Genomic DNA, 18,297 nt, shown 5'->3' on the forward strand with positions numbered 1-18,297 from the left:
GCAGCCGGGCGCGACGCTCAGAAGCGATGCCGCAAGCCGACCGTCGCTTCGACCTGGTTGCTCGTGGACGAAGGCGCCGTGAGCCCGTTGATCCACGCGACGCCCAATGGCGAATTGCTGCCCGCGCTCACGCCTTGCCACACGCCCTGAACATAGACATCGGTGCGCCGCGAGAAGCTATAGCCGGCCATCGCACTGACCTGGTTCCAGTGCGGATTGCCCGCACCCGCGAGGCCGCCCGCGCGCGAATACGTGTACGCCGCGGAGAGTTCGACCGCCGGCGTCAACGCATACCGCAGATTTCCTTCGAAGTTCTGAACGTGCGTGCTCAAACCGGTCTGGAACAACTGCGTCAGATTGGTTTGCGTGTAAACGATGCCCGCCACGGCCGGCCCGAACGCATAGTTCACGCCCGCGCCCCAGGTCTGCTGACGGCTCGACAGCGCGCCAAGCGGGACCGGCTGCGTCGTGAGCACGCCGAGCAGCGAGGAACCCGTGGTATCGGTGACGGCGCCGTTCGCGTTGAGTTGTCCCGGCGTCGCGGCGTCGCTGTTGAGCTGCAGGAATCCGGCGCCGAAGTTGAGCGGTCCCCACAGATACGAAATGCCGAGGCTGTAAGCGCGATTGTTCGAAAAACCGGCAGCCTGATTGGAGAAACCATATAACGCGCCGAGCTTGAATCCCGCGAAATCCGGGCTCTGATACTTCACGGCGTTATTGATCTGGAATGAATCGTTGAGGTTATCGATATCGAATGGATGCGCGAAGTGCGTGCCGCCATATTGCGTGCCCGTCAATGAAAGCGGCGCGACGAAATCCACCATGTCGTCGGTCTGACGGCCGAACGTGAGCACGCCGTAATCGCGGCTCGACAACCCGACATACGCCTGGCGATTGAAGATACGGTTGCTCGATGTGTACTGGCCGTCGTTCAGATTAAAGCCGCTTTCCAGATTGAAGATGGCTTTCAATCCGGCGCCCAGATCTTCCGCGCCGCGCAAGCCCCATCGGCTGTACTGGACCGGGCCGCTCTTCAGTTCCCAGTTGCTGTGTCCGCTGCCGGTCGTGTTGATCTGGCTGTTCGAATAGGTGATGCCGGCGTCGATGAGACCGTAGAGCGTGACGCTGCTTTGCGCCTGGGCCGTGCCGGCAAGCGTGAGCATCGTCGTCGCGCCGGTTATAAGCAACTTGTTCATTTGCCTGGGCTCCATCGATGTCGGGAAAATACACGCTCCGCTTCACCAACTTTAAGCGACCGAATCGGCAACCTGCAACCTCAAATTTTTGCTCGTGATCGTAAAGCCACGCTGACGCTCAGAAATCGTGGCGCACGGAAAAAGTCATGGCTTTTTCGTGCTCGTGATTCACGCCGAGTTGCGGATTGGCGGAGAAATGCCAGTCGTCGTCAGGCGTGATGTCGTCGCGTGGACGCACCGGAACGGGGACCGAAGTCGGCGAAGGCGGCAGCGGCGAAACCCGGGCGAGTTGACTCAGATCAGGATGCACGTTTCTGTCGTATTTCGACAACGTAACGGCGTCGAGCGCGTCCAGCGTGCCTTTGAAAAGATATCGCGGATGGCGAGGCCCGGCGGACGCACGTGCGTCCGCGGTCGAAATGATAGCCGGATAGGGAAAGAAGAGAACGCTCGCCGCCACTCGCTGAATGGGATTCAAACGAGTTTGCTCACTGGCTGACGCAAAGTTGCCGACTAGAAAAGCCACGATGCCGGCGACCCAATATCTTCGGATATGGCGTGTCATCGAATGCCCGCGAAACGCTACGGTGATAAGAAAGCCCCCGCGTTCTTAAATCATTTTAATTCATTTGACGGCGCATTGTCTGTCAATGACGCCATCGAAGAAATAATGTCTCGCGGATGACACGGAAACGAAGCTTTCGCGAATCGCGCCGGATCATGCAGCGAATCGAAATAACTTCGTCCGATTCGCACGACTCGTTTCACAAGTGCTCGCGCAGCAACTATCTTGAAGAGCGTCCCGCGATCCGCGTACGCGTTTTCCCAAAATCACATCGCTCGCGCGCATGAGCGATTGCCGATGAACCTTCACCGAAAGGAGCCTTTGTAATGAGCAAGCACTCCAGGAATGGCACGTCGCAATCTTCCGCGCTCGAAGGCGACGAACTTCGCCTCGTCGATGCATGGTGGCGCGCGTGTAACTATCTCTCGGCGGGCATGATCTTTCTCACGGAGAATCCGCTGCTGCGCGAGCCGCTGAAATCCGAGCACGTGAAGCACCGCCTGCTCGGACACTGGGGCGCGAGCCCGGCGCTCTCGTTCGTGTGGGCGCATCTGAATCGCGTCATCAGGCGCGAAGACATCGACGTGATCTCCATGGCCGGGCCCGGTCACGGCGCGCCGGGCGTGCTCGGCCCCGCCTATCTCGAAGGCACGTACGCCGAGGTCTATCCGGACAAGAGCGAAGACGCCGAGGGCATGCAGAAGTTCTTCAAGCAGTTTTCCTTTCCCGGACACATCGGCTCGCATGTGACGCCCGAAACGCCGGGATCGATCCATGAAGGCGGCGAACTGGGCTATAGCCTGTCTCATGCGTATGGCGCCGCGCTCGACAACCCCGACCTGATCGTCGCGTGCGTCGTCGGCGACGGTGAAGCGGAAACCGGCCCGCTCGCGACGGCGTGGCATTCGAACAAGTTCATCAACCCCGCGCGCGACGGCGCCGTGCTGCCGATCCTGAACCTGAACGGCTACAAGATCGCCAATCCGACGATCCTCGCGCGCATCAGCCATCAGGAACTGGAGGCGCTGTTCGTCGGCTACGGGTACCGGCCGTATTTCGTGGAAGGATCGGACCATGCGGAGATGCACAAGAAGATGGCGGAAACGCTCGATGCCGCCATCGCCGATATCCACGCGATCCGCGAGAAAGCGCGCAAGGATAAGCACGTCGAGCGGCCGCGCTGGCCGATGATCGTCCTGCGCACGCCGAAGGGCTGGACCGGTCCCAAGGAGATCAACGGCCATAAGGTCGAAGGCTCGTGGCGCGCGCATCAGGTGCCGTTCTCGGACGTGCATAGCAACCCCGCGAATCTCGCGGTGCTCGAACGCTGGATGCAGAGCTACAAGCCCGAAGAACTGTTCGACGAAACCGGCCGCTTGCGCGAAGAAATCAGGGCGATCGCACCCAAGGGCACGCGGCGCATGAGCGCGAATCCGCATGCGAACGGCGGCGTGCTGCGCAAGGAACTCAAGCTGCCCGATTTCCGCGACTATGCCGTCGATGTCGGACAGGCCGGGAAGATTCTCTATGAGAACACGCGTCCGCTCGGCGCTTTTCTGCGCGACGTCATGCGTTGCAACATGCACACGTTCCGCGTGTTCGGCCCCGACGAAACGGCATCGAACCGCCTTCAGGCAATCTATGAAGTCAGCAAGAAAGTCTGGATGGCCGATCTTCTTCCCGAAGACGAGGACGGCGGCGAGCTGTCGCGCGACGGCCGCGTGATGGAAATGCTTTCGGAGCACACGCTGCTCGGCTGGCTCGAAGGTTATCTGCTTTCAGGGCGGCACGGCTTCTTCCACACGTACGAAGCCTTCGCGCATGTCATCGATTCGATGTTCAACCAGCATGCGAAATGGCTCGATATCTGCAAGAACCATGTGCCGTGGCGTGCATCGGTTTCGTCGGAAACCATCTTGCTGTCATCCACCGTATGGCGGCAGGACCACAACGGCTTCTCGCATCAGGACCCGGGCTTCATCGATCTCGTCACGAACAAGAGTCCTTCCGTCACGCGCGTGTATCTCCCGCCCGATGCGAACACGCTGCTCGTGGTGGCCGATCAATGCCTGCGCTCGACCGATTGCATCAACATCATCGTCGCGGACAAGCAGAAGCATTTGCAGTTCGCGACCATCGACGAAGCGATCGTGCATTGCGCCAAAGGCATTGGCGTGTGGCGGCGCGCGAGCACCGATGAAGGCGAAGAGCCCGACGTCGTCCTCGCTTCCTGCGGCGATGTCGCGACGCAGGAAGCACTGGCCGCAGCCGCGATTCTGCGCGAGCGTCTGCCCGAACTGAAGCTGCGCTTCGTGAACGTGGTCGATCTCTTCAAGATGCAGCCCGACACCGAGCATCCGCACGGATCGAGCCCGCGTGAATTCGATAGCCTCTTCACGCTCGACAAGCCCGTGATCTTCAACTTTCACGGTTATCCGTGGCTGATTCACAAGCTCGCGTATCGCTTCCACAATCACGAGAATCTGCACGTGCGCGGCTATAAGGAAAAAGGCAACATCAACACGCCGCTCGAACTCGCGATTCTCAATCAGGTCGATCGCTTCAATCTCGTGATCGACGTGCTCGACCGCGTGCCCCGATTGCAGGCAAGGACCGCGCATTTAAGGGAAGACATGAAGAACGCGATCATCCGTCACCTCGAATACGCGCATACGCACGGCACCGACAAACCGGAAATCGCGGAATGGGTATGGCCGTTCTGATCAGGGCGACTCTTTGAGCACACGGAGTTCCGGCTGCGCGGCGCCGTCCGCCGCATGCCGGGCCTCCGTCTGCGCGCGCTCGTCGGGGCGTGCGCGTGCGTCGCGATCCATCGGCGACGCATGAAGCTGCATCTGCGGCAACATCATCTCGATGCCGGCTTCGTCCATCTTGAGCTTGAGCCTCGCGTTGAACGCGCGCGCCACGCTCCATTGCTGTAACGGGCGCGTCTTGATCTGCCCTTTCACCACGATGCAGTTCGCTTCGAAGCGATCGAGGCCGAACACTTCGACAGGCGCGAGTATCTCGTTGCGAAAGCGAAAGTCACTGCTCAGATCGGCGCTGACTTCCACGATCATGCGCGTGATGTCGTCCAGTTTCGAGGAGAACGGCACGCGCACTTCGAACACCGCGTTGGCGAAATCGCGCGACAGGTTCTTCACGATCTTGATCTGCGAGAACGGAATGGTGTGAACCGCGCCCTGTCCATCGCGCAGACGGACGGTGCGGATCGTGAGATCCATCACGGTGCCGGCGTGTCCGTCGATATCGATCCAGTCGCCGACCGAGATCGTCTCCTCGACGATGATGAAGAGTCCCGTGATCAGATCGGTGACGAGCGACTTCGCGCCGAAACCGACCGCGAGACCGATCACGCCCGCGCCGGCGAGCAGCGGCGTCAGATTGATGCCGAGACTCGCAGCCGCGACGATGGCCGCGAGGCTCGCGACCGTCACGAAGATCGCGTTGCGCACGAGCGGCAGCATCGTGCGTGCGCGCACGCCGGGACTGAGCGCCTTGTTGCGCGAGCTGTTCGGGCCGAGCGCTTCGAGAATGATGGTGTCGATGACGATCCAGATGAACCACGCGCCGAACACCGTCGCGACCACCGCGATCAGCGCGTGCCTGAAGCCGGGTGTCATCGCGCTGTGCTTGATGAGCCGCGCGATCGGTCCGCTCCAGAGTTCCAGTTCGAAACGCAGATAGGCGAGCCAGATCAGCAGCACGACGAGCGTGCAGCCGAAGTGCAGAAGCCGCGTCAGATGCGGCGCGCGGCGGCGCGCACGCGTGTCGCGCCGGCGTGTCAGATGCAGCAGCAGCGCGGAAGCGAACAGCGTGAGCACGAGCAACGCAGCGCTCAGCAGCGAGGGCCGCAGCACGTCCCCTTCCGCGCCGCGCCCGTCGATGATCGCGACGACCGACGCCACCGCGATCAGCAGTATCGGGATATGCCATAGCGACGCGAGGATATCGAGCGCTTCCGTCGCGAACTGATGATCGCGCCTGCGCGCATACGGACGATTGCGAATCAGATGCGTGATGGGCCGCCGGTAAGCCAGCGCGAAATAGCCGGAGAGCAACGCCGCGGCGAGACTGGCGAAGATCGACACGATGCCCGCGAGATTCGGACCGAGCTGGCGCGTGACATCGGCGTTGGCGGTGGCATCGCCGAGCGCGCCGCATGCGCCGATCGCGAAGAGCGGCCAGGGCGTGCGCGCGAGCAGTTGCTGCACGGCGACGCGGCGATGCGCCGTGCTGAACACCGAGAACACGATCAGGCAGATTGCCGAGAAGATCGAACCCGCGACGATCGCATAAGCGATGACGAGCCCGAGTGTGCGGCCGAGCATATCGGGCATCGTGCGCACGAAGACCAGCACCGCGATGAATGCGACGAGCCAGGGCCCGGTCTGCCGCACGGCGAAGGCGAGCAGTTGGACCGATGACGGATTCGGCGCGAGCGTGACCGCCTTGCCATAGCGCGCGAAAATATGCCGCTGAACGCGGATCAGCACGAACGCGCACAGCCCCCAGACCGCGAGCGTCGCACCCATGCCGGCGACGATGCGCCCGGACGACTCGCCCCTTTCGCCCGTGACGACGGCCTGCAACTCGCTTGCGGCAGCGGCCGAGCGCGCGCTCCAGACACGCACCGGCGTGAGGCTATCGCCCAGATTCGTTTCGACCGATGCGATGCCCGATGCGATCGCGCCGAGCAGATCGGCATTGGCGGGCTTGGGTGTGGGCGTGGCCGGAACGGCTTTCTGCGTCGCGTCGCGCAGCACTTTCAGTTGGGCGACGAACGCGCTGCGTTGCGCATCGTTGTCGAGCGTGCCGATGAGACTGTTCAGCGAACGCACCATTTCCGCCTGACTCGCGGGCGACGGCGCGGAAGCGGCAGGCGCTTCGGAGGCCGGAGGCGAGATGAACTTTTGCATCGCGGCGGGAAAAGGCGCGGCTATCACGCATGACACCCACGCCGCACATCCGATGAAGATGCCGAGCGCGATCATCCACGCGCGAGCGTCAGTCAGGACGTGCCCCACTTCGATGCGTCGCCTGAATGCGCCCATGGAGATTCCCTCCAGCGTGACATCCCCGTTTCGCGAGATTGCAAACGAACTCGAAACACCACGAGCGCGGCCTCGCCGGCTCTCGCGCAAAGAGTAGCTTATCGGCCAGATGCGTGCCACCGGCAATGCGGATCGCCGGCGATGAAACGCCGCTTAGTCGGCGGCGCTCAGCACGACACGCCTGAAGAACTGCGCGAGCACGTCCTCGGCGAATTGCGCCGGCACCGATTGCGGGTCGGACGAATAGAAGAACTGCACGCCGTCGCATAGCGCGATGAGGCCGAGCGCCATCTGTTCCGGCGGCATCGTGAGCGGCGTGCCCACGCGCTCGGAGAATGCCCTGATGTAGTCGGTCGTGGTCTGCCGCAGCTCGCGCATCAGCGCATTGAAGCTCGCGCGGAATTTCGCGTCGCGGCTCGCGTGCAGCTTCGCTTCGACCCACAGCAGAAAGCACGCGTTGTTCTGGTAGCACTCGCTGTAATACTGCAGCACGCGCGCTTCCATGTCGGCACGCGAGGCCTGGCCATCTTCGAAGAGCGTGGAGAGGCGCTGCATGATGGTGTCGTGATCGCGCTTGAGCACTTCGAGCAGCAACTCGGCCTTGCTCGAAAAATTCGAATAGAACGCGCCGCGCGTGTAGCCCGCGTCGGCGGCCACATCCTCGACGCTCGATGCGCCGAATCCCTTCTGGGTGAAAACCGCCTGGGCAGCGTCGAGCAGGCGCTGACGCGTCTGGTCACGGCTCTGCTCGCGGGTGAGACGTACAGGTTTCATGCGCAAAGTGTAGCATCGCGCGGCTTACAAATCCGCCTTTGCATTCAGATACAAGTGTGTATTAGAATTCATTTCGTATTCGCGTCCGGGTCGTCGAAACCCTTGCCGGACGGGGTTGTCAGGTCGACGCATTGATCTGCCCCGCTTTCGCTCGTTTCTCGAAATTGCCCGCCGGGTCACCTTTTTCCTTGCTTCGCCCATGAGCCGCGCGCAGTCGTTGCGAGGTGCGCGGCACCATGCCCTTGCGGGCGCCGAGGTTCTTGTGAAGCTCTTCCACTCAGCCATGTCGGTCGTGGCGCGCGCGGCATTCGTTCCGATCGTCTGTGTAACGCTCGTCGCCTGCAAGCGGCATGAGGCGCCCGCACCCGCGCCGCGTCCGGTCGTCGCCGTCGCGGCGCAAGCGGACGGACACGCGAGCGCATCCAGCCTGCCCGGACAGATTCAGTCGCGCTATTCGACGCCGCTTTCCTTTCGCATCAACGGCAAGATTCTCGAGCGGCGCGTGCGCCTCGGCGACAGCGTGAAGGCAGGGCAAGTCGTCGCCCGGCTCGATCCCGCCGATGCCGAGAAGAACAACGCGAGCGCCCGTGCGCAGCTCGACGCCGCCGAGCATCAGCTCGTCTATGCGAAGCAGCAGCTCGACCGCGATCGCGCGCAGGCCGCGGAAAATCTCATCGCGCCCGCGCAACTCGAACAGACGCAGAACGCTTACGCGTCCGGGCTCGCGCAGCGCGATCAGGCGCAGCAGCAGGCGGGACTTTCCGCCGATCAGTTGCGCTACGCGACACTCGCCGCCGATCACGCGGGCGTCATCACCGCCGAGCAGGCCGACACCGGCCAGAACGTGACTTCGGGTCAGGCCGTCTATACGCTCGCCTGGAGCGGCGATATCGACGTGATCTGCGACGTGCCCGAAGCCGCGCTCGGCGCGTTCGCCGTGGGCAAGGAAGCGAGCGTGAAGCTCGCGGCATTGCCGGGGCGGACCTTCAAGGCGCGCGTGCGCGAGCTCTCGCCCGCCGCCGATACCCAGAGCCGCACCTGGCGCGCGAAGCTCACGCTCGAAGCGCCGACGCCCGACGTGCGCCTCGGCATGACGGCGGACATCGCGTTCGCCGCGCCGAATGGCGCGAAGGGCGCGTTCACCATTCCATCGACGGCGCTGTTCCACGACAACGGCCATCCCGCCGTGTGGATCGTCAAGCAGCCGGGCGATGCGCTCGAACTGAGACGCGTCGAAGTCGCGCGCTACGGCGAGCGCACGGTGACGCTCGCGAGCGGCATCGAAGCGGGCGAGCGCATCGTGTGGCAAGGCGTGCATACGGTGTCCGCGGGCGAGAAAGTGCGCGTCGTCGCGCCGCTGCATCCCGAGGACTTCGCGTCATGAGCGACATTCGCGAAGACGACAACGCGCATCGCCACGAAGAAGGCCGCTTCAATCTCTCGGCATGGGCGCTGCGGCATCGCGCGCTCGTCGTGTTTCTCATCGCGATGTCGACCATCTTCGGCATCCTCGCCTACACGCGGCTCGCGCAATCGGAAGATCCGCCCTTCACCTTCCGCGTGATGGTCATTCGCACGTTCTGGCCGGGCGCGACCGCGCGTCAGGTGCAGGAGGAAGTGACGGACCGCATCGCGCGCAAGCTCCAGGAAACGCCGTACACGGATTTCATGCGCAGCTATTCGCGCCCCGGCGAGTCGCTCATCTTCTTTCAGATGAAGGACTCCGCGCCCGCGAAGGACGTGCCGGAGGAGTGGTATCAGATCCGCAAGAAAGTGGGCGATATCGCCGCGACCTTGCCGCCCGGCGCGCAAGGCCCGTTCTTCAACGATGAATTCGGCGACGTCTACACCAACATCTACGCGCTCGAGGGCGACGGTTTCTCGCCCGCGCAACTGCACGATTACGCCGATGCCTTGCGCACGGTTCTGTTGCGCGTGCCGGGCGTCGCGAAGGTCGATTACTTCGGCGACCAGGAAGAGCGCATCTATGTCGAGATTCCCAATACGACGCTCACGCGCCTGAACATCTCGCCGCAGCAGATCGCGCAGGCCATCGACGGACAGAACGCCGTCTCGACCGCGGGCGTTTTGACGACGCCCAACGATCGCGTGTTCGTGCGCCCGAGCGGGCAATTCACGAGCGTGGACGCGCTCGCCGATACGCTCGTCACCGTGAACGGCCGCTCGTTCCGTCTCGGCGACATCGCGACGATCAAGCGCGGCTACATCGATCCGCCCGCCACGCAGATGCGCTCGGCGGGCACGCCCGTGCTCGGCATCGGCGTCACGATGCAGCCGGGCGAAGACGTCGTGCGTCTCGGCAAGGCGCTCGACGAATCGATGATCAAGCTGCGCGCGCAACTGCCTGCGGGACTGAAGCTCACCGAAGTCTCCAGCATGCCGCATGCGGTCTCGCATTCGGTGGACGACTTTCTCGAAGCAGTCGCCGAAGCGGTCGTCATCGTGCTGATCGTGAGTCTCGTGTCGCTGGGCGTGCGCACCGGCATGGTGGTCGTGATCTCGATTCCCATCGTGCTCGCCGTCACCGCGCTCTTCATGTATCTGTTCGATATCGGCCTGCACAAGGTATCGCTCGGCACGCTGATTCTCGCGCTGGGGCTTCTCGTCGACGACGCGATCATCGCCGTCGAAATGATGGCCGTGAAGCTCGAACAGGGCTGGAGCCGCGCGCGCGCCGCCGCGTTCGCCTACACGAGCACCGCGTTCCCGATGCTGACCGGCACGCTCGTCACCGTCGCGGGTTTTCTGCCGATCGCGCTCGCGAAATCGAGCACCGGCGAATACACGCGCTCGATCTTCGAAGTATCGGCGATCGCGCTGATCGCATCGTGGCTCGCGGCGGTCGTGTTGATTCCGTTGCTCGGCTACAAGCTCCTGCCCGAGCGGAAAAAAGAAGCGCATCTGCCCGACGATCACGAACACGATATCTACGACACGAAGTTCTACGGACGCCTGCGCCGCTGGGTCGGCTGGTGCGTGAAGCGGCGCTTCGTCGTGCTCGCGATCACGGTCGTGCTCTTCGTCATCGCGATGGCCGGCTTCACGCTCGTGCCGCAACAGTTCTTCCCGAGCTCGGACCGCCCCGAACTGCTGATCGACGTGAGATTGCAGGAAGGCGCATCGTTCGAAGCGACCTTGCGCGAAGCGAAGCGGCTCGAAGAAGCGCTGAAGGGCCGCGAGGAAATCGATCATGTCGTGAGCTTCGTCGGCACCGGCGCGCCGCGTTTCTATCTGCCGCTCGATCAGCAGTTGCCGACGCCGAACTTCGCGCAGTTCGTCGTCACCGCGAAGTCGGTCGAAGCGCGCGAAGCGCTGGCGCGCTGGCTCGATCCGATGCTGCGCGAGCGCTTCCCTGCCATACGCACGCGTTTGTCGCGTCTGGAGAACGGGCCGCCTGTCGGTTATCCGGTGCAGTTCCGCGTGAGCGGCGACGATATCGGCACGGTGCGTCACGTCGCCGAGCAGGTCGCCGCCGACATGCGCGCCGACTCGCGCACGACCAACGTGCAGTTCGACTGGGACGAGCCTTCCGAGCGTTCGGTGCGCTTCGAGATCGATCAGCAGAAGGCGCGCGATGCGGGCGTCTCGTCGCAGGATATCGCGAGCTTTCTCGCGATGACGCTGACCGGTACCACGGTCACGCAGTATCGCGAGCGCGACAAGCTCATCAGCGTCGATTTGCGTGCGCCGCGTGCGGAGCGCGTCGATCCCGCGCGGCTCGCGACGCTCGCGATGCCGACGCCGCACGGACCGGTGCCGCTCTCCGCGCTGGGACGCGTCGTCGATACGCTCGAATACGGCGTGATCTGGGAACGCGACCGCCAGCCGACCATCACCGTGCAGTCGGACGTGAAGGGCGACGCGCAAGGCATCGACGTGACGCAGGTCATCGACAAGAAGCTCGACGAGATTCGCCGTGCGTTGCCGGTCGGCTATCGCATCGAAGTGGGCGGCCCGGTTGAGGAAAGCGGCAAGGGCCAGGCGTCGATCAATGCACAGATTCCGGTGATGGTGATCGTCGTGCTGACGCTTCTGATGATCCAGTTGCAGAGCTTCTCGCGCGTGATGATGGTCGTGCTCACCGCGCCGCTCGGGTTGATCGGCGTGGTCGTGACGCTGCTCGCGTTCGGCAAGCCGTTCGGCTTCGTCGCGATGCTCGGCGTGATCGCGATGTTCGGCATCATCATGCGCAACTCGGTGATTCTCGTCGATCAGATCGAGCAGGACATCGCATCCGGACACAAGCGTTTCGATGCGATCATCGGCGCGACGGTGCGGCGTTTCCGGCCGATCACGCTGACGGCCGCGGCCGCCGTGCTCGCGCTGATTCCGCTTCTGCGCAGCAACTTCTTCGGCCCGATGGCGACCGCGCTGATGGGCGGCATCACGAGCGCGACCGTGCTCACCCTCTTCTATCTGCCCGCGCTCTATGCCGCGTGGTTTCGCGTGAAGCTCGACGAACGCGAAGGAGCATCGTCATGAATCGCCGGCTTTTGATGACCGTGGCGTGCCTCGCGCTCGGTGCATGCGCGTTCGGTCCCGATGGCAAGCCGCCCGCGATGCCGCAGCCCGCGCACTACGGCGCGCAGCCGCAGGTGGAAGCGAGCGTCACGGCCGAAGGCGCGTCGCAGCGCTTCGTCGCGGACGCGGCGCCCGTGCCCGAATGGTGGAAGCTGTATCGCTCGGATACGTTGAATGCGCTCGTCGATGAAGGCTTGCGCGCGAGCCCGAATCTCGCGGCGGCGGACAAGAGCCTCGTCGCCGCGCGCGAACAGTTGCGCGCGCAGGTCGGTTCGTCGCTGTTCCCGCAGATCGACGCGGGCGGCCAGGCGACGCGGCAACGCGGCTTAGGCATTCCCCAGGGCGGCCCGCCGACCGTGCTCTACAACCTTTTCGTCGGCCAGATTCAGGCGCAATACACGTTCGATCTCTTCGGCGCGGCGCGTTTCGCGAATGCAGCGCTCGCCGCGCAGGTCGATCAACAGGCCTTTCAGCTCGATGCCGCAAGGCGCGCGCTCGCGGCCAACATCGTGACGGGCGCGATCGGCGCGGCGGCACTGCATGCGCAGATCGACGTGACCGAACGCCTCGTCGCGCTCGCCAACGACGACGCGCACGACGCACAGCGCCGCTATGCGCTCGGCTCCCTGTCGCGCGCCGACATGCTCAACGCGCAGCAGAACGCCGCGTCGCTCGCTGCGCAATTGCCGGGCTTGCGCGCGCAATGGCTCGCGACGCGTCATGCGCTCGCGGTGCTACTCGGACGCACGCCCGATCAGGCGCCCGACGATCTCGATCTCGCGAGTCTCGTCGTGCCCTCCGATGTGCCGGTCGTCCTGCCATCGGCGTTGTTGCAGACACGTCCCGACATTCAGGCCGCCGATGCCGCATTGAAGGCGGCCGCCGCGCAGGTCGGCGTCGCGACCGCGCAGTTGTTTCCGAGCCTGTCGATATCCGCTTCGATGGGCAAAGGCGGCTTCGACTGGCCGACCGCGCTGTCGGGCGCGGGCGCGTTGTGGAGCGTGGGCGCATCGTTGTCGCAGCCGATCTTTCATGGCGGCGCGCTGCTCGCGCAACGCCGCGCGGCCATCGCCACGTATGACGCCGCCGTCGCGCAGTACAAGCAGACCGTGCTCTCGGCGTTTCAGAACGTCGCGAACACGCTGGCGTCGCTCGAAACCGATAGCGAAGCGCTCGCCTTCGCCGACAGCGCGAGCAACGCCGCACGCGATGCATCGGCGGATGCGGCGGCGCGCGTGCGGCTCGGCGCGATCCCGCCGCGCGCCGCCCGCGGCAGCGAACAGCAGTACCTCAACGCGCGCCTCACGACGATCCACGCGAGCAGCGCGCGCCTGAGCGACACCGCCGCGCTGTTTCAGGCGATGGGCTCACCAATCGCGTCGGGTTCGAGCGTCGCGCGAGCCGATAGCGGGACGCACAAGTAACGCCACGCCCATTCGCAACCCAGGGTTATTTCGATATTTGTTGAAATGTCGAAATTCATCGGTTATGGTTGCGGGCATGGACTCGAACCTCGTCGTACGCGCGCTCGGCGCGCTCGCTCATGAATCGCGCCTCGCGATCTTCAGAACCCTGGTGGTCGCCGGACCCGACGGCATCGCCGCCGGCGAAATCGCGCAGCAAGTCGGCCTCGCGCCGTCGAGCCTGTCGTTTCATCTCAAGGACCTCTCGCACGCCGGGCTCGTGAGTTCGCGGCAAGACGGCCGCTTCGTCTTCTACTCGGCCGACTTCGACGCCATGACCGATCTCATCGGCTTTCTGACGGAAAACTGCTGCGCGGGCGCGCCGTGCGCGGCGAGCAGCCGGTCTGACTGCAAATGAGCACGACGAACGCCAAGCGCAGCGAAGCCACGCCGGCCATCGGTTTCTTCGAGCGTTACCTGACGGTCTGGGTGATGCTGTGCATCGTGACGGGCATCGGTCTGGGCCAGGTCTTTGCCCCGCTCTTTCACGCGATCGGCCGCATGGAGATCGCGCACGTCAACCTGCCCGTGGGCGCGCTGATCTGGGTGATGATCATTCCGATGCTCATCAGGATCGATTTCTCCGCGCTCGCGCAGGTCGGTCGTCATTGGCGCGGCATCGGCGTGACCTTGTTCGTGAACTGGCTCGTCAAGCCGTTTTCGATGGCCCTGCTCGGCTGGATTTTCGTGCGTCACGTATTCGCCGGCTGGCTGCCTGCCGATCAGCTCGACAGCTATATCGCCGGTCTGATTCTGCTCGCGGCCGCGCCCTGCACGGCGATGGTCTTCGTGTGGTCGCAACTGTGCAAGGGCGATCCGTACTTCACGCTCTCGCAGGTCGCGCTCAATGACGCGATCATGATCGTTGCATTCGCTCCGCTGGTGGCGTTGTTACTCGGGCTATCGTCGATCTCGGTGCCGTGGGCGACGCTGCTCGTGTCGGTCGGGCTATACATCATCGTTCCCGTCATGCTCGCCCAATGGCTGCGCAGGCGACTGATGGCGCGCGGCGAAGCCTTCTTCAAACACACGCTCGCCCGTCTGGGTCCGTGGTCGATCGCCGCGCTGCTCGCGACGCTCGTGCTGCTGTTCGGCTTTCAGGGCGAAGCGATCGTGCGAGAGCCGCTCGTCATTGCGATGCTCGCGGTGCCGATCCTGATCCAGGTGTTCTTCAATTCGGGCCTTGCGTACTTGCTGAATCGCCGTCTGGGCGTCGCGCACTGCATCGCCGGTCCGTCGAGCCTGATCGGCGCGAGCAATTTCTTCGAGCTTGCCGTCGCCACCGCGATCAGCCTGTTCGGCTTTCATTCGGGCGCGGCGCTCGCGACGGTCGTCGGCGTGCTCATCGAAGTGCCGGTCATGCTGCTGGTGGTCGGCGTCGTCAATCGCTCGCAACGCTGGTATCAATCCGCCTGACCGTTCACTACACACATGCTTCCGAATCTCCCAAACTTGAGCGCCGGGCACATCGACATTCCCGGCAGCGAGAAGCTCCAGCCGCGTTCGCTTTGCGCGCATGCCCCGCGAATCCTGTTGTTATACGGCTCGTTGCGCCCGACTTCCTATAGCCGCTTTCTGACGCTGGAGGCCGAGCGGCTGCTGCAATTGTTCGGCGCCGAAACACGCGTGTTCGATCCTCACGGCCTGCCCGTGGTCGACAGCGTGCCCGCCGACCATCCGAAGGTGGCCGAACTACGCGCGCTCTCGGAGTGGTCGGAGGGACAGGTCTGGTGCAGCCCCGAGCGTCACGGCACGCTCACGTCCGTGTTCAAGAACCAGATCGACTGGCTGCCGCTCGAATCCGCCGGTGTCCGGCCGACGCAGGGCCGCACGCTCGCGGTCATGCAGGTATGCGGCGGATCGCAGTCCTTCAACGCCGTGAATGCGCTTCGCCTGCTCGGCCGCTGGATGCGCATGGTGACGATCCCCAACCAGTCGTCCGTCGCCAAAGCCTGGCAGGAGTTCGACGAGAACGGCCGGATGAAACCCTCGCCCTATTACGATCGGGTCGTCGATGTGATGGAGGAACTCGTCAAATTCACGCTGCTCGTGCGCGATCGGTCCGACTACCTCACGAGCCGCTACAGCGAACGCAAGGAAGCGCGGCCGGAACGGGCGACTGTGCTTGCCACGGCCGCCATGAATCACGAAGCCAGCGCCGATGAGGACACCGACGAGAGCGAGGCACAGTGATCGAATGACCGGTCGCGGCCATCGCGATGTTCGGCCGCTCAGTCGGGAAGACGCTGCAGCGTTTGCTCGGGCGCGGTTGACGGCTCCGCGACGCGGGCCTGCGCGAGCACGCGATAGGTGAGCGTCGCGCCCGTCATCGCCAGCGCGGTTGGAATCAGGAAGTCGTGATTGAAGCGCGTGAACTCGATCATCAGCACCAGCGCGGTCAGCGGCATCTGCATCGACGCGCCCAGAAACGCCGCCGCGCCGACGACCGCGAATGCACCCGGCGGCGTGCCAGGCCAGAAGCCGTTCCATACGCTGCCGAGCACGACGCCGAGCAATGCGCCGTTCGCGAGGCCCGGCGTAAGCAGGCCGCCCTGCGCGCCGGCGCGCAACGAAGTCACGACGATCGTCACTCTCAGCGCCAGCAGCACGCCGGCGAGCGCGAAGTTCACGGAATCGTCGAACGAAAGACCTGCGGGGCCTTTGCCGTTGCCCGCGAGTTGCGGGAAATAGATGACGAGCACGCCGATCATCGCGAAGTTCAGGATCGACAAGAGCGGCAGCATGCGCCCGCGCGGCGCTTTCTTGCGCGCGGCGCTCGTGAGCTTCACGAAGAGCCGCGCGGCCGCGCCGAAGACAGGCCCCATGATCACGGCCCATACGATGAGTTGCGCGTTGAGCGTGAAGGCGGGCAGGCGATACTGCTGCGCGTCGCCGAGTCCGATCCACGCGACGATCGCGCCGATCGCCGAGGTGGCGAAGGCCGCCGCGATGATCGTCGCATCGAACGTGCACAGCAGCACTTCGAGCACGAAAACCGCGCCGCCGAGCGGCACGTTATAGACCGCGGCAAGCCCCGCGCCCGCGCCGCACGCGACCATGACGCGCGATTGCGCCGGCGTGAGGCCCGCATAGTGCGCGAGCCATCCCGCCCACAACGAACCGATCTCGCGCGGCGCGACTTCGCGTCCGAGCGGCGAACCCATCGCCACGGTGACGATCTGCAGGAGCGTATGCGCGAGCGTGGTGGCGGGCGGCATGCGGGGATCGTCGGCGTCGATGGCCTGGCGGATGCTGACGAGCGGTTTGCCGAAACGATACACGCACCACCAGCCGGCGCCCGCGATCACGCCGCACAGCGCCAGCACGATGAAGCGGCGTTCCGGCGGCGCGGCCGAGATGCCGATGAGAAAGCTCTCGCCGCCGGTCAGTTCGTCGAGGCTATAGCCGAACGCGACGTGCTGGATCGCGTGAAGCAGGAGCGCCAGCGACATGCCGCCGAGCCCCGCGCCCAGGCCGACGAGCGCGGTGACGACGATGAGCTTTACGGCTGGTGTCGATGACGGCATCGCGCTCACCTTGACGGTAAAGGCATAGCGTAGCGCGGGGCAAACGCGCGCATCTTCGCGGGATGGATCGAATTATAGATACGCACGGATGTGTTTCGCATCCCGCCGCTATGGTCAGACCGAAGCCCGCGTCAGTTCTTGTCCGCCACGACCTGATCGAACGTGCCGCCATCGGCGAAATGCGTCTGCTGCGCCTTTTGCCAGCTTCCGAACATCTGCTCGACCGTGAAGGTCTTCAGCGTCCTGAACTCGCCCGCATGCTTCGCGAGCACGTCCGCGTTGCGCGGCCGCAGATGATGCTGCGCGATGATCTCCTGCGCCGCGGGCGTGTACAGGAAGTCGAGATACGCCTGGGCTTCCTTGCGCGTGCCGCGCTTGTCCACCACCTTGTCGACGATCGATACCGGCGGCTCCGCGAGCAGACTCACCGACGGGTACACCGCCTCGAAATCCTTCGCGCCCGGCCCTGCGCTCATCAGGCCGACTTCGTTCTCGAACGTGACGAGCACATCGCCGATGCCGCGCTGCGTGAACGTCGTCGTCGCGCCGCGACCGCCCGTATCGAGCACGGGCACGTTTTTGAAGATGGCTTTCTCGAAGTCTTGCACCTGCGCGTCGGATGCGCCCTGCTGCTTCTTGTAGCCCCACGCCGCGAGATACGCGTAGCGCCCGTTGCCCGATGTCTTCGGATTCGCGATCACCGCCTGCACGCCGGGCCGCGCGAGATCGTTCCAGTCCCTGATGTTCTTCGGATTGCCCTTGTGGACGAGAAAGACCATCGTCGTCGTGTAGGGCGCGCTGGCATCGGGCAGACGGTTGCGCCAGTTGGCGGGCACGAGCTGGCCGCGCTCGGCGAGCAGGTCGATGTCGTTGGGCTGATTCATCGTCACGACATCGGCCTGCAGTCCCTGCGTCACCGACAACGCCTGCGCGCTCGATGCGCCATGCGACTGCCGCACCGATACCGTCTCGCCGGTCTTCTTCTTGTAGTCCGCGACGAAGGCGGCGTCGATGTCCTTGTAGAGCTCGCGCGTCACGTCGTAGGACACGTTGAGCAGCGTCGTGTCCGCCTGCGCGACGCTTGCCGCGATGCCGAGTGCAACGGTGATGACCAGCTTGTTATAGACCGCCATTTTTTCTCCAGAGACAGGGTTC

Annotated in this window: 13 protein-coding genes; 7 read left to right on the forward strand and 6 right to left on the reverse strand. The window is 64.2% G+C overall.

The annotated features are described in order from the left end of the window. Window positions 1-17 precede the first annotated feature (17 nt). Window positions 18-1,196 carry a porin gene (locus IAG25_RS29605; RefSeq protein ID WP_187608002.1) on the reverse strand — a complete coding sequence of 393 codons (1,179 nt, stop codon included), beginning with the start codon at window positions 1,194-1,196 and terminating at the stop codon, window positions 18-20. A 118-nt stretch (window positions 1,197-1,314) separates the two neighbouring features. Continuing rightward, complete coding sequence (locus tag IAG25_RS29610; RefSeq protein ID WP_255504029.1) at window positions 1,315-1,761, reverse strand: hypothetical protein; 447 nt, start codon at window positions 1,759-1,761, stop codon at window positions 1,315-1,317. Between the two features lie 326 nt (window positions 1,762-2,087). Between IAG25_RS29610 and IAG25_RS29615 the strand changes: the two genes are divergently transcribed. Next, window positions 2,088-4,484 carry a phosphoketolase family protein gene (locus IAG25_RS29615; RefSeq protein WP_187608003.1) on the forward strand — a complete coding sequence of 799 codons (2,397 nt, stop codon included), beginning with the start codon at window positions 2,088-2,090 and terminating at the stop codon, window positions 4,482-4,484. Here the strand turns inward: IAG25_RS29615 and IAG25_RS29620 are convergent, their stop codons facing one another. Both IAG25_RS29620 and IAG25_RS29625 read right to left on the reverse strand, forming a co-directional pair. Further along, on the reverse strand, window positions 4,485-6,836 hold the full coding sequence (locus IAG25_RS29620) for a mechanosensitive ion channel family protein (RefSeq protein WP_187608004.1): 2,352 nt from the start codon (window positions 6,834-6,836) through the stop codon (window positions 4,485-4,487). A gap of 153 nt (window positions 6,837-6,989) precedes the next feature. After that, complete coding sequence (locus IAG25_RS29625; protein WP_035507271.1) at window positions 6,990-7,610, reverse strand: TetR/AcrR family transcriptional regulator; 621 nt, start codon at window positions 7,608-7,610, stop codon at window positions 6,990-6,992. A 283-nt stretch (window positions 7,611-7,893) separates the two neighbouring features. Here IAG25_RS29625 and IAG25_RS29630 point away from each other — a divergent pair, with 283 nt between their 5' ends. The 6 genes from IAG25_RS29630 (at window position 7,894) to arsH (ending at window position 15,808) form a co-directional block, all read left to right on the forward strand. After that, entirely contained in the window at window positions 7,894-8,994 is a 1,101-nt protein-coding gene (locus IAG25_RS29630) for an efflux RND transporter periplasmic adaptor subunit (RefSeq protein ID WP_187608069.1), read from the forward strand. Then, a complete protein-coding gene (locus tag IAG25_RS29635; RefSeq protein WP_187608005.1) occupies window positions 8,991-12,113 on the forward strand; it encodes an efflux RND transporter permease subunit in 3,123 nt (1,040 codons plus the stop codon). Before IAG25_RS29630 ends, IAG25_RS29635 begins: the two co-directional genes overlap by 4 nt. Continuing rightward, entirely contained in the window at window positions 12,110-13,576 is a 1,467-nt protein-coding gene (locus IAG25_RS29640) for an efflux transporter outer membrane subunit (protein WP_187608006.1), read from the forward strand. Before IAG25_RS29635 ends, IAG25_RS29640 begins: the two co-directional genes overlap by 4 nt. A gap of 76 nt (window positions 13,577-13,652) precedes the next feature. Further along, window positions 13,653-13,973 (forward strand): ArsR/SmtB family transcription factor, encoded by a 321-nt coding sequence (locus IAG25_RS29645; protein WP_187608007.1) that lies wholly within the window; start codon window positions 13,653-13,655, stop codon window positions 13,971-13,973. Continuing rightward, a complete protein-coding gene (arsB, locus tag IAG25_RS29650; RefSeq protein ID WP_187608008.1) occupies window positions 13,970-15,031 on the forward strand; it encodes an ACR3 family arsenite efflux transporter in 1,062 nt (353 codons plus the stop codon). Before IAG25_RS29645 ends, arsB begins: the two co-directional genes overlap by 4 nt. Window positions 15,032-15,046: 15 nt before the next feature. Then, a complete protein-coding gene (gene arsH, locus IAG25_RS29655; RefSeq protein WP_187608009.1) occupies window positions 15,047-15,808 on the forward strand; it encodes an arsenical resistance protein ArsH in 762 nt (253 codons plus the stop codon). A gap of 38 nt (window positions 15,809-15,846) precedes the next feature. Here the strand turns inward: arsH and IAG25_RS29660 are convergent, their stop codons facing one another. Both IAG25_RS29660 and IAG25_RS29665 read right to left on the reverse strand, forming a co-directional pair. Further along, complete coding sequence (locus IAG25_RS29660; protein WP_187608010.1) at window positions 15,847-17,142, reverse strand: chloride channel protein; 1,296 nt, start codon at window positions 17,140-17,142, stop codon at window positions 15,847-15,849. Between the two features lie 131 nt (window positions 17,143-17,273). Beyond that, the gene (locus IAG25_RS29665; protein ID WP_187608011.1) at window positions 17,274-18,275 is read right to left on the reverse strand and encodes a sulfate ABC transporter substrate-binding protein; all 1,002 of its coding nucleotides are present in this window, start codon (window positions 18,273-18,275) and stop codon (window positions 17,274-17,276) included. Window positions 18,276-18,297 lie beyond the last annotated feature (22 nt).

This window comes from Caballeronia sp. EK, from assembly GCF_014384845.1.
Lineage (GTDB): Bacteria > Pseudomonadota > Gammaproteobacteria > Burkholderiales > Burkholderiaceae > Caballeronia > Caballeronia jiangsuensis.

What these genes read in the sequence shown, in the direction of transcription:
- IAG25_RS29605 (WP_187608002.1), bottom strand. Translation starts at nt 1,196, where the DNA reads ATGAACAAGTTGCTTATAACCGGCGCGACGACGATGCTCACGCTTGCC.
- IAG25_RS29610 (WP_255504029.1), bottom strand. Translation starts at nt 1,761, where the DNA reads ATGACACGCCATATCCGAAGATATTGGGTCGCCGGCATCGTGGCTTTT.
- IAG25_RS29615 (WP_187608003.1), top strand. Translation starts at nt 2,088, where the DNA reads ATGAGCAAGCACTCCAGGAATGGCACGTCGCAATCTTCCGCGCTCGAA.
- IAG25_RS29620 (WP_187608004.1), bottom strand. Translation starts at nt 6,836, where the DNA reads ATGGGCGCATTCAGGCGACGCATCGAAGTGGGGCACGTCCTGACTGAC.
- IAG25_RS29625 (WP_035507271.1), bottom strand. Translation starts at nt 7,610, where the DNA reads ATGAAACCTGTACGTCTCACCCGCGAGCAGAGCCGTGACCAGACGCGT.
- IAG25_RS29630 (WP_187608069.1), top strand. Translation starts at nt 7,894, where the DNA reads ATGTCGGTCGTGGCGCGCGCGGCATTCGTTCCGATCGTCTGTGTAACG.
- IAG25_RS29635 (WP_187608005.1), top strand. Translation starts at nt 8,991, where the DNA reads ATGAGCGACATTCGCGAAGACGACAACGCGCATCGCCACGAAGAAGGC.
- IAG25_RS29640 (WP_187608006.1), top strand. Translation starts at nt 12,110, where the DNA reads ATGAATCGCCGGCTTTTGATGACCGTGGCGTGCCTCGCGCTCGGTGCA.
- IAG25_RS29645 (WP_187608007.1), top strand. Translation starts at nt 13,653, where the DNA reads ATGGACTCGAACCTCGTCGTACGCGCGCTCGGCGCGCTCGCTCATGAA.
- arsB (WP_187608008.1), top strand. Translation starts at nt 13,970, where the DNA reads ATGAGCACGACGAACGCCAAGCGCAGCGAAGCCACGCCGGCCATCGGT.
- arsH (WP_187608009.1), top strand. Translation starts at nt 15,047, where the DNA reads ATGCTTCCGAATCTCCCAAACTTGAGCGCCGGGCACATCGACATTCCC.
- IAG25_RS29660 (WP_187608010.1), bottom strand. Translation starts at nt 17,142, where the DNA reads ATGCCGTCATCGACACCAGCCGTAAAGCTCATCGTCGTCACCGCGCTC.
- IAG25_RS29665 (WP_187608011.1), bottom strand. Translation starts at nt 18,275, where the DNA reads ATGGCGGTCTATAACAAGCTGGTCATCACCGTTGCACTCGGCATCGCG.